Annotated in this window: 14 protein-coding genes; 3 read left to right on the top strand and 11 right to left on the bottom strand. The window is 70.8% G+C overall.

The window, feature by feature from the left end:
* From grpE to ABZ923_RS21370, 5 genes are all read right to left on the bottom strand, one after another.
* Complete coding sequence (grpE, locus tag ABZ923_RS21350) at positions 1–585, bottom strand: nucleotide exchange factor GrpE (RefSeq protein ID WP_361474033.1); 585 nt, start codon at positions 583–585, stop codon at positions 1–3.
* A 10-nt stretch (positions 586–595) separates the two neighbouring features.
* Entirely contained in the window at positions 596–2,500 is a 1,905-nt protein-coding gene (dnaK, locus tag ABZ923_RS21355) for a molecular chaperone DnaK (protein ID WP_361474035.1), read from the bottom strand.
* An 81-nt stretch (positions 2,501–2,581) separates the two neighbouring features.
* Complete coding sequence (locus ABZ923_RS21360; protein WP_361474038.1) at positions 2,582–3,109, bottom strand: general stress protein; 528 nt, start codon at positions 3,107–3,109, stop codon at positions 2,582–2,584.
* Positions 3,110–3,443: 334 nt separating this feature from the next.
* The gene (locus tag ABZ923_RS21365; protein ID WP_361474041.1) at positions 3,444–4,010 is read right to left on the bottom strand and encodes a type 1 glutamine amidotransferase domain-containing protein; all 567 of its coding nucleotides are present in this window, start codon (positions 4,008–4,010) and stop codon (positions 3,444–3,446) included.
* Between the two features lie 81 nt (positions 4,011–4,091).
* Positions 4,092–4,541 carry a DUF1931 family protein gene (locus tag ABZ923_RS21370; protein WP_361474044.1) on the bottom strand — a complete coding sequence of 150 codons (450 nt, stop codon included), beginning with the start codon at positions 4,539–4,541 and terminating at the stop codon, positions 4,092–4,094.
* Between the two features lie 608 nt (positions 4,542–5,149).
* On the opposite strand from ABZ923_RS21370, the gene ABZ923_RS21375 reads away from it, so the two are divergent.
* On the top strand, positions 5,150–5,527 hold the full coding sequence (locus ABZ923_RS21375) for a DUF2267 domain-containing protein (RefSeq protein ID WP_361474047.1): 378 nt from the start codon (positions 5,150–5,152) through the stop codon (positions 5,525–5,527).
* Between the two features lie 376 nt (positions 5,528–5,903).
* Entirely contained in the window at positions 5,904–6,956 is a 1,053-nt protein-coding gene (locus tag ABZ923_RS21380; RefSeq protein WP_361474050.1) for an LLM class oxidoreductase, read from the top strand.
* A gap of 40 nt (positions 6,957–6,996) precedes the next feature.
* On the opposite strand, the gene ABZ923_RS21385 is transcribed toward ABZ923_RS21380, so the two are convergent.
* From ABZ923_RS21385 to ABZ923_RS21400, 4 genes are all read right to left on the bottom strand, one after another.
* On the bottom strand, positions 6,997–7,533 hold the full coding sequence (locus ABZ923_RS21385; RefSeq protein WP_361474053.1) for an NAD(P)H-dependent oxidoreductase: 537 nt from the start codon (positions 7,531–7,533) through the stop codon (positions 6,997–6,999).
* Positions 7,534–7,618: 85 nt separating this feature from the next.
* Positions 7,619–8,464, bottom strand: a complete 846-nt coding sequence (locus ABZ923_RS21390; RefSeq protein WP_361474055.1) for an aldo/keto reductase — start codon at positions 8,462–8,464, stop codon at positions 7,619–7,621.
* A gap of 101 nt (positions 8,465–8,565) precedes the next feature.
* Positions 8,566–8,742 (bottom strand): hypothetical protein, encoded by a 177-nt coding sequence (locus tag ABZ923_RS21395; protein WP_361474057.1) that lies wholly within the window; start codon positions 8,740–8,742, stop codon positions 8,566–8,568.
* 313 nt (positions 8,743–9,055) lie between these two features.
* Positions 9,056–9,436 carry a DUF2267 domain-containing protein gene (locus ABZ923_RS21400; protein WP_361474060.1) on the bottom strand — a complete coding sequence of 127 codons (381 nt, stop codon included), beginning with the start codon at positions 9,434–9,436 and terminating at the stop codon, positions 9,056–9,058.
* A gap of 173 nt (positions 9,437–9,609) precedes the next feature.
* Between ABZ923_RS21400 and ABZ923_RS21405 the strand changes: the two genes are divergently transcribed.
* Positions 9,610–11,034, top strand: a complete 1,425-nt coding sequence (locus ABZ923_RS21405) for an NAD-dependent succinate-semialdehyde dehydrogenase (protein WP_361474063.1) — start codon at positions 9,610–9,612, stop codon at positions 11,032–11,034.
* A gap of 372 nt (positions 11,035–11,406) precedes the next feature.
* On the opposite strand, the gene ABZ923_RS21410 is transcribed toward ABZ923_RS21405, so the two are convergent.
* Positions 11,407–13,188, bottom strand: a complete 1,782-nt coding sequence (locus ABZ923_RS21410; protein ID WP_361474066.1) for a helix-turn-helix domain-containing protein — start codon at positions 13,186–13,188, stop codon at positions 11,407–11,409.
* A gap of 235 nt (positions 13,189–13,423) precedes the next feature.
* Positions 13,424–13,981, bottom strand: a 558-nt coding sequence (locus ABZ923_RS21415; protein ID WP_361474069.1) for an NAD(P)H-binding protein, incomplete at its 5' end; no start/stop codon positions are given.

The following is a 13,981-nucleotide window of genomic DNA, read 5'->3' on the forward strand; positions in this document are numbered from 1 at the left end:
TCACTCCCGCTTGGCGACGGTCACGGCGGCCGGCCTCAGCTGCCGCTCGGCCTCGCCGTAGCCGGGGCGCAGCACCTGCGCCACGGTGTTCGGTTCGGCGTCGGGGTCCTGGACCACGCCGACGACCTCGTGCCGGGAGGGGTCGAACGGGACGCCGGTCTCGGCGTGACGCTCGTAACCAAGGCGTTCGAGGATGGACACGGCCTGGTCGCGTACGGCGCGAACCCCCTCGACGATCGCCCCGGGGTCGGAGCCCGCGTGGTTCAGGGCCAGTTCGAGGTTGTCGACGACGGGAAGGAAGGCCGCGGCCGTGCGGGCGCGTTCGAGCGCGCGCTCCCGGTCCAGTTCCCTGGCGTGCCGCTTGCGCAGGTTGTCCAGGTCGGCGAGGGCGCGCCGCCAGCGGTCCTCGACCTCTTTCAGCGCGGCCGCGTACTCGTCCTCGACCCCGGCCGGACCGGTGGCCGCGTCGGGGCCCGGTTCGGCCTCCGTGGTCGGCGGCGCGGGCTCGGGCAGGTGGCCCTGCGGCGGTTGTGCGGCGCCGTCGGGCGGTGGGGCGGACGATCGGTCCTGGGGAGGGGTCGGCATGGCGGGTACCTCAGCCCTTGTCGAACTCGGCGTCGATCACGTCTTCGTCGGCGCCGGCACCGCCCTGCCCGGAGCCGTCCGGCCCGGGGCTGTCCGACGGACCACTCGCCGCCGCGGCTTCGCCCTGGTGGGCGGCGAGCCCGGCGTACACCTGCTGGAGTTCGGAGATCAGCGGCCTGGTCTTGTCCACTCCGGCCTCGTTCTTGACCGCGTCGCGGGCCTCTGCCACCAGCATCTCGGCGCGCGCCTTCTCGTGCGCGGGCGCGGCGTCGGCCAGTTCGTTCAGACGCTTTTCGACCTGGTAGGCGATCGCGTCGAGTTCGTTGCGGGCGTCGACGGCCTCGCGGAGTGCCTGGTCCTGGCCCCGGTTGCTCTCGGCCTCCTGGACCATGCGTTCGACCTCGCTCCGGTCCAGGTTGGAGCTCTCGCTGATGGTGATGCCCTGTTCCTTGCCGGTGTCCTTGTCGCGCGCGCTGACGTTGAGGATGCCGTTGGCGTCGATGTCGAAGGTGACCTCGATCTGCGGTTCGCCCCGCGGCGCCGGCCGGATGTCGGTGAGCTGGAACCGGCCGAGGACCCGGTTGTCGGCGGCCCGCTCGCGCTCGCCCTGGAGGACGACGATGTCGACGGCCGGCTGGTTGTCCTCGGCGGTGGAGAAGGTCTCGCTGCGGCGCACCGGAATGGTGGTGTTCCGCTCGATGATCTTCGTCATCACTCCGCCGCGCGTCTCCACGCCCAGGGACAGGGGGGTGACGTCGAGCAGCAGGACGTCCTTGACCTCGCCCTTGAGCACCCCGGCCTGGATCGCGGCGCCCAGGGCCACGACCTCGTCGGGGTTCACGCTCATGTTGGGTTCCTTGCCGCCGGTCAGTCGGCGCACCAGCGCCTGGACGGCGGGGATGCGGGTGGAACCGCCGACGAGGATGACCTCGTCGATGTCGCTCTCGCCGACCTTCGCGTCGGCCATGGCCTGCTGGACCGGACCGAGGCAGCGCTCCACCAGGTCGCCGGTGATCTGCTCGAACGTGGACCGCATGATCGAGTCGGTGAGATGCTTGGGCCCGGAGGCGTCGGCGGTGATGAACGGCAGGCTGACCTGGGTCTGGGTGACGGAACTGAGCTCGGTCTTGGCCTTCTCCGCCGCCTCGAACAGGCGTTGCAGCGCCTGCGGGTCCTTGCGCAGGTCGATGCCGTTCTCCTTCTGGAAGTCGTCCGCGAGGTAGTCGACCAGACGCCGGTCGAAGTCGTCGCCGCCCAGATGGCTGTCACCCGCCGTGGAACGCACCTCGACCACGCCGTCGCCGACATCGAGGATGCTCACGTCGAAGGTGCCGCCGCCCAGGTCGAAGACGAGGACGGTCTCGTGCTGCTTCTTGTCCATGCCGTACGCGAGGGCGGCCGCCGTCGGCTCGTTGATGATCCGCAGCACTTCCAGTCCCGCGATCCGTCCGGCGTCACGCGTCGCGGTGCGCTGGGCGTCGTTGAAGTAGGCGGGCACCGTGATGACCGCCTCCGTGACCCGCTCCCCCAGCTGCTTGGAGGCGTCGTCGGCGAGTTTGCGCAGCACCAGGGCACTGATCTCCTCAGGCGCGTACAGCTTGTCACGCACCTTGAAGCGGGCCTCGCCGTTCTCTCCCGGGACGACGTCGTAGGCGACGGCCTTGGCCTCGTCGGGGATCTCGTCGAAGTGCCGGCCGATGAACCGCTTGGCCGAGTAGATGGTGCCCTTGGGATTGAGGATCGCCTGGCGGCGGGCCAGCTGGCCCACCAGGCGCTCGCCGGTGTCGGTGAAGGCCACGACGGACGGTGTCGTGCGGTTGCCCTCGCTGTTGGGCACGACGGACGGCTCGCCGCCCTCCCACACGGCGATCACCGAGTTGGTGGTGCCCAGGTCGATGCCCACTGCCTTGGCCATGAGGAACTCCTTCCGCGGCGGTCGACGTCCGTCGGCGACCGTTCATCCTCCGGGCCCTGTCCGCCCGGCTTCGAATCTCGTTCAGCTGGGGGCGGGGTCGCTGCGCGGGCGGCCGCCCTTGGAGGAGGCGCTCTCCGTGTTCGCGCCGGCCCCGCTGTCCAGCCCGGCGACCAGCCGGACGGCCTCATCGGCGACGTCCTCGTCCACCATGACGTCGTACCGGCTGGGCTCCATCGAGCGGACCGAGGCGAAGTTCCGGCGGCCGCCCTGGGCCGCGTGCAACAGCACGCCGAGCAGCGCACCGACGACCGCTCCGAAGATCAGCCCGTACAGGGCGAGGAGCAGACCGGAGACGACCGGATTCAGCCAGTTCAGCAGCCCGAAGATCCAGCCGACGAGTACGCCGGGCAACGCTCCGGTGGCTGCGCCGTGGAGGGCGGCCTCGCCGTACCCCATTCGACCGATCACCTGTTCGACCAGGCGCATGTCCCGACCGATGATCGCCACCTTCTGAACGGGAAAGCCCTGGTCGGCGAGGTGATCGACGGCTCGTTCGGCTTCCTGGTACGTCGAGTACGAGGCAACGGCCCTGCGGGCCTGCTCGGTCATGACCACTCCTTCCGCCGGCGGACCGCCGAGTGGTCCCTGCAGGCCCCAGAGTGACTGCTCGCCCGGTCACCCCGCCTGCGCCCAGCGGGTCGAAAAGTGGCAGCGGCGGTTGGTCTGCGAGGGCAGGGAGCGGGACGACGATTCGGGTCCGCGGCGGGGTTACCTCACGGTTCGACCCGGCATGAGGTAGCGGGCGACATTCGACGCGGCTGCGCGACGCCACGGGCCGGCGGCCGTACGGCGGCGACCGCCAGGCCTGACCGGCCCATGGGGTGTCGAGCGGGCCCACCTCCACCGTGCACCGCCTGCTCTCTCCGGAGCCAAGCCGTTGGGTTCAGCCGGGCATGGGATGGTGCGCCCGGGCGAACTGCTCCACGACGGCGGCGCAGAAGGCGGGCAGGTCGGCCGGGCCGCGGCTGGTGACCAGCTGCCCGTCGACGACCACCTCCTGGTCGGCGACGACCTCCGCACCGGCGTTGCGCAGGTCGGTGCGGATGCTGGGCCAGGACGTCAGGCGGCGGCCGCGCACGGCGTCGGCTTCCACCAGCGTCCACGGGCCGTGGCAGATCGATGCGACCGGTTTTCCGCTGGCCATGAAGTCCCTGACGAACTGCACCGCGTCGCGGTCCATGCGCAGCTGGTCGGGGTTCATGGTGCCGCCGGGCAGGAGCAGGGCGTGGTAGTCGTCGACGGAGGCGTCGGCGACCAGGCGGTCCACGGGGAAGGTTCCCGCCGGGTTGAGGTCGAACTGGCGAGCCTGGATCTCGCCGGGATGGAGCGAGAGGATCTCGGTCTTGGCCCCTGCGCCCTGCAACGCACCGCGCGGCTGGTCGAGTTCCACGCGCTCGACGCCGTCGGCGGCGAGGATTCCCACCCGCATCCCCCGGAGTTCCTGTGTCACGGTACGACTCCCTTCACGAGTCGCTGGTGGTACGACACGAGCGGCAGGGACACCCGGAAGGGCCCGTCCCGGGCGCGACTGCTACAGCAGCCGGTCGAACACCGCGGTCACGCCGTCCCAGTGGCTGGTCTGCGGGTTCTTGACATCCGGATAGATGCTTGTGAACGTCTCGGCGAGGGCGACACTGAGACCGCCGATGATCTCGGGGTAACGCTCTTCGGTCTCCTGGGTGGGTGTCCTGTCGAGGGGAGGGTGCGCGGCGAGCTGTTCCACGATCGGCTTCAGCTCGACCTCCTCGTCGAGCCGCCGGAACCGGTGGATGCTCTCCTGGAGGCCCTTGGTGATCGGCAGATCCCACGGTTCGATGGTGTCCCGGCCGTTGGCCTTGGCCGACGCCTGGCCGACGACCAGGAGGTCGTAGAGCTTGGCGTCGACGAAGTCGCCGTACCGCTTCAGGTCGTTCTTGTCCACGTCGAGGCCTGCGGCCGCGCGGAAGAACCTCTCGAACTTCGACACACCCATCACGGCCATGCCTCTCGCCTCCTCACCGGGAACCGGACGGCGTCGTTCGCTCCCGCCAGCGCCGCCATCGGCTGTTACCGGTCGAGATTCGCAGAGCCCGCCTGCTGAGCGCCTCCGCATCCCAGGCCGAAAAAGAACACCCCCTCCTACCCTGGCAGAGCAGCATGGAATGCGCAGGCATCCCCCGGTCAGCCGTACGGCCGTCCCTCCGCACGAAGCTGCGCGGCGTTGCAGCGCCTCGAACGAGAGCCGCTGACCGGACGACATGGCCAACTCGGGGAAGCGGGACTGCGGGGCGGGCCAGCCCCCTGTCTGACGAGGTCATCATCTCTTGGGTGCCCTGACGCACATCCGGCAGACCGGCGGCGGTGTCCCCTTCGCCGTGGCGGAGCCGTCTGCACTTGTGCTCGGAGGTCCACGGAGCCCGCCGCTTTTCCGCCCGTCGGGGGCAGGCAGGGCGTGGCCCATGTCCCGAGCATGGAAGTGGCCTCTGCTGTGCTGAGGCGCATGCACCATGACGCGCATCAGCCCGCCACCCCACACGCACGACGCACCCTTCGGTGGCTGTCTCAGGTCCCACGCCAGGCAGTTGCAAAGCTTCAGAAAGGGAACGGCTCATGGACTACAACACCTTCCTCGACACCATCACCCGGCGCGCCCCCGTCCCCCCGGAGAAGGCGGAGCCCCTCACCCGTGCCACCCTGGAAACCCTGGCCGAGCGGCTCACCAGGGGTGAGGCGGAGGACCTCGCGTCCGAACTGCCCAAGCCGCTGAAGGAACCGCTGGTCTCTCCCACTCCGGAGGCCGAGCGCTTCGGACTCGACGAGTTCGTCAATCGGGTGAGCAGGCGAGCAGGGGTGAGCCCGGACGAGGCCCGCGAGGGCGTACGGGCGGAGCTGAGCACCCTGAGGGACGCGGTCAGTGACGGCGAGTTCCGCCAGGTGATGTCCCAGCTGCCCCGGGACTTCGAGGCTCTCGTCAGCGCCCCGGGCTAGAAGGAGCCACGACCGACGAGGTCGACTCGTCGAGTCCGAAGGGTTCGGCCTCCGGCGTCTCGGGCGCCTCGGACGACACGGAGGCCGAGGTACCGCAGGGGCTGTTCTTCCGCGACGTGCGGGATCTCCGACTGACAGATCCGGGGAGAGGGCCACCGGCGCACCACCTCACCGTGCCTTCCCAGGACCCCTACAGCACCACGTTCGTCTCCGCGTCCCGCCACCGGCGCGCAGAGCGAACTCCTGTGGGAACGTCGGCGTCACGTCGGCGAGGGGATGCGCGAGGACCTCCGGTTGGGCAACCTCAGCACACGTCCGACGCGGACGCGGACTCGGACTCGGACTCGGACTCGGCATGAAATCGCCGGAGGATCGCATGACACGACCGACAGTTCCTTCATCCGGCGCACCCGTGGACGTCGAAGGCGGGGCGCAGCGGCCGTTCTCCGAGCACGCGGCCATGGCCAGGGCGTATCCCGGCGGCAGGATGACCGTTGGCGCCATCACGCCCCTGGAGGGCTTCGAAGGGGCCGTGCCGTCCCTGGCCGGGCACATCGAGCGGATCCAGCAGGCCGAACGGGCCGGCTTCGCCTCGGTGTGGGTCCGTGACGTGCCGCTGCTCGACCCGAGCTTCGGGGACGCCGGGCAGGTCTTCGACCCCTGGGTGTACCTGGGTCAGCTCAGTGCCCGCACCACCTCGATCACACTGGGGACCGCCAGCATCGTCATGCCGCTGCGGCATCCCTTGCACACCGCCAAGGCGGCCGCCTCGGTGGACCAGCTGTCAGGCGGACGGCTCCTGCTCGGGGTGGCCACCGGTGACCGGCCCGTGGAGTTCCCGGCCTTCGGTCAGGACCTGGGCGGCCGGGCCGAGAGGTTCCGGCAGTCGCTGGAGTACTTCCGTGTCGTCCTCGAGCACCGTTTCCCGCACGTGGAGTCGCCGCTCGGCCGGATGCGCGGCACCGATCTGCTGCCCAAGCCGGTGTACCGGCGGATCCCCGTACTGATGACGGGACGCGGCCGACAGGACGTCCGGTGGATCGCCGACAACACGGACGGCTGGCTGTACTACACCCCGCCGCTCCAGCAGCAGGCCGAGAACATCGAACGGTGGCGGGAGCTGACCCGGGGCGACGGCGGTGGGTTCAAGCCGTACGCGCAGGCCACCTATCTGGATCTGACCGAGGACCCGCTGGCCCTGCCCCGGCGCATCCACCAGGGCTTCTCGGTGGGCCGGGTGTCGTTCCTGGCGATGATGCGGGCCTGGCAGGACATCGGCATCGACCAGCTGATGATCAACTTCAAGCACAGCCGCCGTCCGGTCGCCGAAGTGATCGACGAACTGGCCGAACACGTGCTGCCGCACTTCCCACCCGGGCGCTCGGAGGCGCGCGGCGAGCACCGGCCCGTGGAGCGGACGGGGCCCTGAGGAAGCACGCCCCCGGCGCCCCTGCGTGACAGGGCCCGGCTCAGTCCCGGACGGCCCCGGACGGCCGCTCCTGCGCGTAGTCGCACGTGCCCTCCGCCCGGAACTGCAGGGCCGCCCTGGTCACCTCCGCGCCGAGGCCGCGCAATTGGTCCGCGACCGCCTGGTCGGTGAGGCGTCCGTCGCCGTCGAAGACCCGGGAGGACCGCGGGACCGCGAACACCAGCGGCACGGCCCAGCCGCGCAGCGACCGCACGATGAACTCCATCGCGTTGATCGCCTGCAGGCCCTGCACCCCACCGGCGGTCGTCAGCATCCCCACGGGTTTGTTGCTGAGGTAGGGCGGGTCGTGGTCGGCCAGGAGGGCGAGCCAGTCCACCGCGTTCTTGAACACGCCGCTGACCGACCCGTGGTAGGTCGGGCTGCTCCACAGCAGGGCGTCGGCGGCCTGCACGGTGTCCGCAAGCCGGCGGGCGGACGGGGGGATCCCGTGCTCGGACGTGTAGAACGGAAGAGCCAGCCGCTTGAGGTCGATCACCAGGGTGCCGGCGCCCGCATCGGCCGCCCCCTCGACCGCCACACACAGTGCGGTGAGGCTGGTCGACGGGGGTGCGCAGCGAACCTCCCATTCCGACGACGAGCGGGCGCGTCATCCTGCAACTCCTTCAGAGCATCTCCAGGGGCGTGGGCCCGCCGGGTGGCGGGAACGCCTCGTCGAGGGCGTCGAGCGCCTCGGTGGGAAGGTGGAGGTCCACCGCGCCGCGGTTCTCCCGGACGTGGTCGGGTGATCCGGAACGCGGGATCGCGGTCACCCCCTGTTCCAGCACCCAGGCGAGTGCCACCTGGGTCGGCGTGGCTCCGACGGCCCGGGCCACGGCATCCAGTGCCTCGACCTTCAGGAGCCGTCCCTGCTCGATCGGGGAGTAGGCCATGACCGTCACCCCGGCCTCGCGGCACCAGGGGAGAAGATCCCACTCGATGCCGCGCCGGGAGAGGTTGTACAGCACCTGGTCGACGGCCGCGGCGTCGCCACCGGGGAGGGTGGTCAGCTCGGCCATGTCGGCCACGTCCAGATTGCTCACGCCCCAGTAACGGATCTTCTCCGCCTCCATCAGGTCGGTGAATCCCGCCAGGGTCTCCTCGAGTGGCCACCGTCCCCGCCAGTGCAGCAGGTACAGGTCCAGCCGTTCCGTACGGAGCCGCCGCAGGCTGCCCTCGCAGGCGGCGACGGTGCCCTTCCGGTCGGCGTGGCCGGGCAGCACCTTGCTGACGAGGAAGACCTCCTCCCGGCGTCCGCGGAGGGCCTCCCCGACAAGTTCCTCGGTTGCGCCGTCGCCGTACATCTCCGCCGTGTCGACGACGGTCATCCCCAGGTCCACGCCCAGCCGCAGTGCGGCGATCTCCTGTTCACGCCGGGCCGGGTCCTCGCCCAGGTACCAGGTGCCCTGCCCGAGCGCCGCGATCTCCTCCCCGGAGGGGAGCGCGATCGTTCCGGCCGATTCCGCAGACATCCCGGGCCTCCCGTCCGCCGCGGATCCGTGTCACGCGCACCCGCACCGGGTGCCCAGGTCCGCGCCTCCCAGACAGCCCTGTCGCATGCGCCGCAGGCAGGTCAGGAGGGGTGAGCGGACTGCGCCGAGAGCTCGCCGGGACCGGGTGCGCGATCCCGCAACGCAACGATCACCGACACAACGGCGCCGCAGGAGAGGACCGTCGCGAAACCGATCATCGCGGTCTGCACGGCGAAGTGCCGCAGGGCGATCCTGAACAGGACGGAGGGCAGGCCCATTTCGCCACGTCCCCTTCGGTACCGTCCAGGTGGTTTCTGACGGCCTCGGCGATGTCGGAGACGCGACTGATGGCCGGGCAACGGGGGTCGAGAGCCCGGGCGATCTTCGACGGCAGACGGGGTCGGCCACCAGTACGACACGCACGGATCTGCCGGGGGGACGTCTCGGGTACGTCAGTCGTCATGACCACACCTTCGTGTGCGCCCCGCGCCATGGCGGCCGCGAAGGACCAGCGGTCCTCGGGTATCACCCACCGCGCCCCGGCACACACGCGGCGTCCAAGCCGCGGGCGCCATGCCGAAGGCCCCGGCGTCACCCGGCGGATTCGACGGCCTGGGCGAAGTCCGTTCCGAGCTGCGACAACAGGTCGTTGAACTCCTTCTCGCTGATCGCCTCGCGGAGCACGGCCAGTACGGTCCGCACACCTCGGTCGGCTTCCTCCTCCTTGAGCATGGTGCGTTCGGCCACGCGCCGCACGCTGTCGTGGTGGCCGAAGCGCTCGATGCGGTCCGTGGTTCCCCGGCGCACCGCCTCCGCGAGGCCCTCGGGGAGCTCGGTGATCAGGTCGCCGGCCTCTCCCGGGCTCAGCCTGTGGGCCAGCGTCTCGAGCGTGGCCCAGGTCAGGTCCGCCGCCTCCTGCCGGCCAAGTCCGGTGCGCTCGGCGACGGTACGGACGAATTCCTGCTCATCCATGCGTCGTCCTCCTTCGCTGCTGTGTTGCGACGAACGGCGCGGATCCCCCTGCAAGCCTGCCACGCCGGCCCGGGCCGCGCCCGCGCACGGGACGGCGGTGACCACGACGAATCAGCACGTGTGAGCGGGCCCGGGCGTGGAAACCCGAGGTGCCCCGACCCCAGGGAGGCGTCATGGACGCCCATGTCACTGCCCAGGGAAGCCCCATCGCCACGGTCAACCCGTACACCGGTGAAAGGGTTCGTGAGTTCCCGGCGCTGAGCGCGGAGGACGTGGGGCGCGCGATCGACGCGGCGCACTACGCCTTTCCGGACTGGCGTGCCCGGTCGACGGCCGACCGGGGGGCCCTCGTGCAACGCGCCGGCCGGCTCATGAGGGAGCGCAAGGAGGAACTGGCGCACCTCCTGACCCTCGAGGTCGGCAAGCTGATCAACTCGAGCCGTGCAGAGGTCGACCTCGCGTCCCACATCCTCACCTACTACGGCGAGCACGGCCCCGACTTGCTGGAAGAACGACCCCTGCCGGTGCCCGAGGGCACGGCCGTGCTGGTGAACGAGCCGCTCGGCGTCCTTCTCGGTGTGATGCCGTGGAACTTCCCGCTGTACCAGGTCGTCCGATTCGCGGGTCCGAACCTCGTCCTGGGCAACACGATCCTGCTCAAGCACGCGAGTAGCTGCCCCCAGTCCGCACTGGCACTCGAGCAGCTGTTCACGGATGCGGGTGTGCCGACCGGGGTCTACACCAATCTTTTCGTGCGGGGCAGAGACGTCGGGAAGATCATCGATGACTCGCGCGTGCAGGGAGCGTCACTGACCGGAAGCGAGCGGGCGGGCGAGAGCTTGGGCGAGATCGCCGGCCGCAATGTCAAGAAGTCCGTCCTCGAGCTGGGTGGCAGTGATCCTTTCGTCGTACTGGACGATCACAACCTCGAGCGCACCGTGTACGCCGCGTTCCTCGGCCGGATGGGCAACACCGGACAGTGCTGCGTGGCAGCCAAGCGCTTCATCGTGCTTGCCGACGTCTACGACGCCTTCGTCACCGGGCTGCGTGACCGGATGAGCGAGATGCAACCGGGAGATCCGGTCGACCCGGCCACCACGCTCGGCCCGCTGTCCTCCGAGGCCGCGGCCGAACTCCTGATGGAGCAGGTTCGTGACGCGGTGGACAAGGGAGCCACGGTGGTGCTGGGCGGCGGGCGGCCCGCCCTGCCGGGCGCCTTCGTCGAGCCGACCCTTCTCACCGACGTCACACCGGACATGCGGGCCTACCGGGAAGAGCTCTTCGGCCCCGTCGCCACGGTCTACCGGGTCGCCGACGAGGACGAGGCCGTGGCACTGGCCAACACCTGCCCCTACGGCCTGGGAGGCGCGGTCTTCGCCGCCGACCCGGAACGTGCTCGCGGAGTCGCGGACCGGCTGGAGGCGGGCATGGTATGGATCAACCACCCGACCGCGTCCCGACCGGAGCTGCCCTTCGGCGGCATCAAGCGCTCCGGCTACGGGCGCGAGCTCGGCGACGAGGGCATCGTGGAATTCGCGAACCGCAAGCTCGTGCGCTACGTGGACGCCGACGCCCCGATCGAGGAAGTGCTGGGCTGACCTACGAGCCCGTCGACCGCGCCCTCCACGGCGAGCTGGGTGCGGGAGCGGGACAGGCTGCGTTCGAGCGGCTGCAGCAGCGGCTCGCCGGACGCGGGACGACTGTCCCCCAGGCACCGAGGGAGTGGCCGGTACCGCGCCACCGTGGGCGCCTGGTGCGTGCCGCGCGGCTCACGGGCGCGCAGCACCGAACCCCACGACGCCTTCTTGTCTGCTGGAGACGCATCAAGAAGGCCAACACATGAGCCCGGTTCCTGCAGCCTGGGGCTTCGAGCGCCGCGGCCACGCCTGAACCTCCGCGCTTGCCGCCCGAGATGCCGCCGCCCGGCGGCAGCGCTGCTGACACCACTCCCACAGGAGTTCCAGGAGGCGTCAGCCGGGCCCGCCCAGTACGATCTTCCACACTCGGGTCGCCACCTGGAGGTTCAGCCGGTCCTCGACGTTCGCGAGGTCGTTGCCGCTGATGTCGCGGATGCGCTGGAGCCGATAGCGCAGCGTGCTGCGGTGGATCGCGAGGGATTCCGCGGTCTCGTCGTAGTTGCCGCCGCAGTCGAAGTACCGGGACAGGGTCTCCACCAAGGTCGCGTGGTGCCGGGAGTCGTAGTCGATGAGCTGCCCGAGCCACTCCTGGACGAACATCTCCAGTTCCTGGTAATCGTTGCCGGGTCCCAGGATGCGGTAGAGGCCGAGCTCGTCGAAGAACGACGTGCCGTAGCGCTCGCGGGAGTGGCGGCGCACGTCCAGGGCGCGCTGGGCCTCCTGGTAGTGGTGGGGGATGTCGTTCAGGGAGTCGGAAGGGGCGCTCACCCCGATCGTCCCGGACCGTGTTCCGGTCTCCCGGGCGAGCGCTTCGTACAGCGCGCGGGCGTGCGGCCTGTCGTCGGTGACCAGGACGACGTGGTCGGAGCGTCGGGTCAGCAGCGAGCGCATGCCCACGGCAGAGGCCGCCCGCCCCACGGTCTGTGCGAAGGAATCGTCGACGGTCCGGTTCGACCACTCCACCACGACGACGTAGTGGCTGCGGTGCAGGTCGTGTCCGGCTGCCTCGGACCGGGCGTAGGCGCTCGCCTCGTCCGTCCCTGCCAGGAGGTCGTCCACCAGCTCGCGGTGCAGCCTCAGCTCCGCTTCGGCCAGATTGCGCAGGTGCGTCAGCTCCGGGGCGAGTGACGCGGCAGCGTGTTCCAGCGCGAGCACGGTGTGCTCGTCGGCCTCGTGCCGGGCATCGACCAGGGCCAGCACGCCCAGGATCTCGCCGTGCGGGCGGATGAGGGTGATCAGCCGGTCCCTTATCCGCACCGGCCCGGCCTGACGGGCGACGGCGTGCAGCATTTCGTCCTGGCGCACGGGGTCCGGTTCGGGATAGGGGACGGGGCGGCTGGGGCCGGTCCAGGACCTCAGCCGGCCGAAGCGGTCCTCGACCAGCGCGGGAAGTCCAGTGAGCCCGTGCAGTGCGCGGGTGACGGCTTCCTCGCCGCCACCCGAGGCAGCGACGCCGGCCATGAACGCGTGAACGGCTCGCTCGTAGCCCAGCTCGGCCACCACAGAGATCAGCTGTCGCTGGAGGGCTGTACGTTCGTCCCTCAGTCGGTGCAGCGCCAGCGCGTCCTCGAGTCGACGGCGATGTGCGAAAGCGACTGACAGTGCAGCAGCGGTGTGCCGGACGAACGTGGCGAGCAGAGATCGCTCGGCCGCGGTGGGCCGGGAGCGGGACGTCACCACGAGGTAGCCGTGGAGTCCCTCGAGTCCGCGGAGCCCCAGGGCCCGGCCCCAGGGCCTGCCGGGTACGGTCACGTTGCCGTCCTGCCCGGCCAGCTCCCGCACCCTCCGGCTCACGGCCGAGGCAGGCACCTGCCCGTCCCTTGGACTGGGGACCAGGTCGCCGGCCACATTGAGGTATCCGGCCTCGGCACTGTATGGCCCCGCGGCGGCTATGTGGTCCATGGCCAGGCGCAGGATCTCGACTTCGTCCGCAGTGCCGAACAGGGCGCGGGAGAGCGCGACCAGTTCGTGGAGGGCGTGGTCGGCTGGGGTGCGAGCGGGCGGGCGGGGCCCTCCGCGCGCGGCCGTGGGGTGCCGCCCGGCGCTGCCCCGCGGAAGGCTGCCCTTTCCGCGGGAGTAACGGTGGTACAGGCGGTGCGCCCGACTGCCGGCCATGGGACCACTCCGTCCCTCCACGCCTTCAGAGAACCGAGCGGCATGTCGCGTACCCGCTCATGGACCGGCTACCCGATATGTGCCCGATATGTGTGGATCCTTTCTCCCGTACTCGTGGGGCGACCGGACCTGTGCATTCCTGACTCGCCGGGCGCAGGCGTGGAGCCACCCGGTTCGTCACCCTGGGGAGTGCTGTGAGTGATTACCCGCACCCGGGCGAGGGCGGAGTGCGGCGTCAGCCGCCGGCCACGGCGCGCACCGCCTCCTCGACCGGGGTGGACCCGCTGATCAGCTCGAGGATGCGCCCGGCGGTCCTGGGCTCGTGGAGCAGGGCGGCGAGCACCGCAGCCACGTCATCGCGCGGTACTCGGCCGCGGTCGGTGTGCTCGGCGAGCGTGACGCGGCCGCTGCCGGGGTCGTCGGTCAGCATCCCCGGGCGCAGAATCGTCCAGTCCAGTCCCGGACGGGAGGCGATGTCGGCGTCCGCCTCGCCCTTGGCCTTCAGGTAGGCGGCGAACACCGGGTCCGTGCCGGGCGGCGGCGGACTGTCCACGCCCATGGCGGAGATCACCAGGAAGCGGCGCGTCCCGGCGCGCTCGGCCGCGTCGGCGAGGAGGATGGCCGCGTTCCGGTCCACCGTCTGCTTGCGGGCCGCGCCGCTGCCCGGTCCGGCGCCCGCGGCGAACAGTGCCGCGTCGGCGCCGCCGAGGTGGCCGGCCCCCCCGGCCACCGAGGCGTGGGCCCGATCGCACACCACCGCGTCCGCACCCTCCGCGCGCAGGTCGGCCGCGTG

The organism is Streptomyces sp. NPDC046881, assembly GCF_040645015.1.
In the GTDB taxonomy this organism is placed as follows: Bacteria; Actinomycetota; Actinomycetes; order Streptomycetales; family Streptomycetaceae; genus Streptomyces.

Coding starts and splice junctions, on each gene's coding strand:
- grpE (WP_361474033.1), bottom strand. CDS start 585: ATGCCGACCCCTCCCCAGGACCGATCGTCCGCCCCACCGCCCGACGGC.
- ABZ923_RS21360 (WP_361474038.1), bottom strand. CDS start 3,109: ATGACCGAGCAGGCCCGCAGGGCCGTTGCCTCGTACTCGACGTACCAG.
- ABZ923_RS21380 (WP_361474050.1), top strand. CDS start 5,904: ATGACACGACCGACAGTTCCTTCATCCGGCGCACCCGTGGACGTCGAA.
- ABZ923_RS21405 (WP_361474063.1), top strand. CDS start 9,610: ATGGACGCCCATGTCACTGCCCAGGGAAGCCCCATCGCCACGGTCAAC.
- ABZ923_RS21375 (WP_361474047.1), top strand. CDS start 5,150: ATGGACTACAACACCTTCCTCGACACCATCACCCGGCGCGCCCCCGTC.
- ABZ923_RS21370 (WP_361474044.1), bottom strand. CDS start 4,541: ATGGCCGTGATGGGTGTGTCGAAGTTCGAGAGGTTCTTCCGCGCGGCC.
- dnaK (WP_361474035.1), bottom strand. CDS start 2,500: ATGGCCAAGGCAGTGGGCATCGACCTGGGCACCACCAACTCGGTGATC.
- ABZ923_RS21410 (WP_361474066.1), bottom strand. CDS start 13,188: ATGGCCGGCAGTCGGGCGCACCGCCTGTACCACCGTTACTCCCGCGGA.
- ABZ923_RS21400 (WP_361474060.1), bottom strand. CDS start 9,436: ATGGATGAGCAGGAATTCGTCCGTACCGTCGCCGAGCGCACCGGACTT.
- ABZ923_RS21390 (WP_361474055.1), bottom strand. CDS start 8,464: ATGTCTGCGGAATCGGCCGGAACGATCGCGCTCCCCTCCGGGGAGGAG.
- ABZ923_RS21395 (WP_361474057.1), bottom strand. CDS start 8,742: ATGGGCCTGCCCTCCGTCCTGTTCAGGATCGCCCTGCGGCACTTCGCC.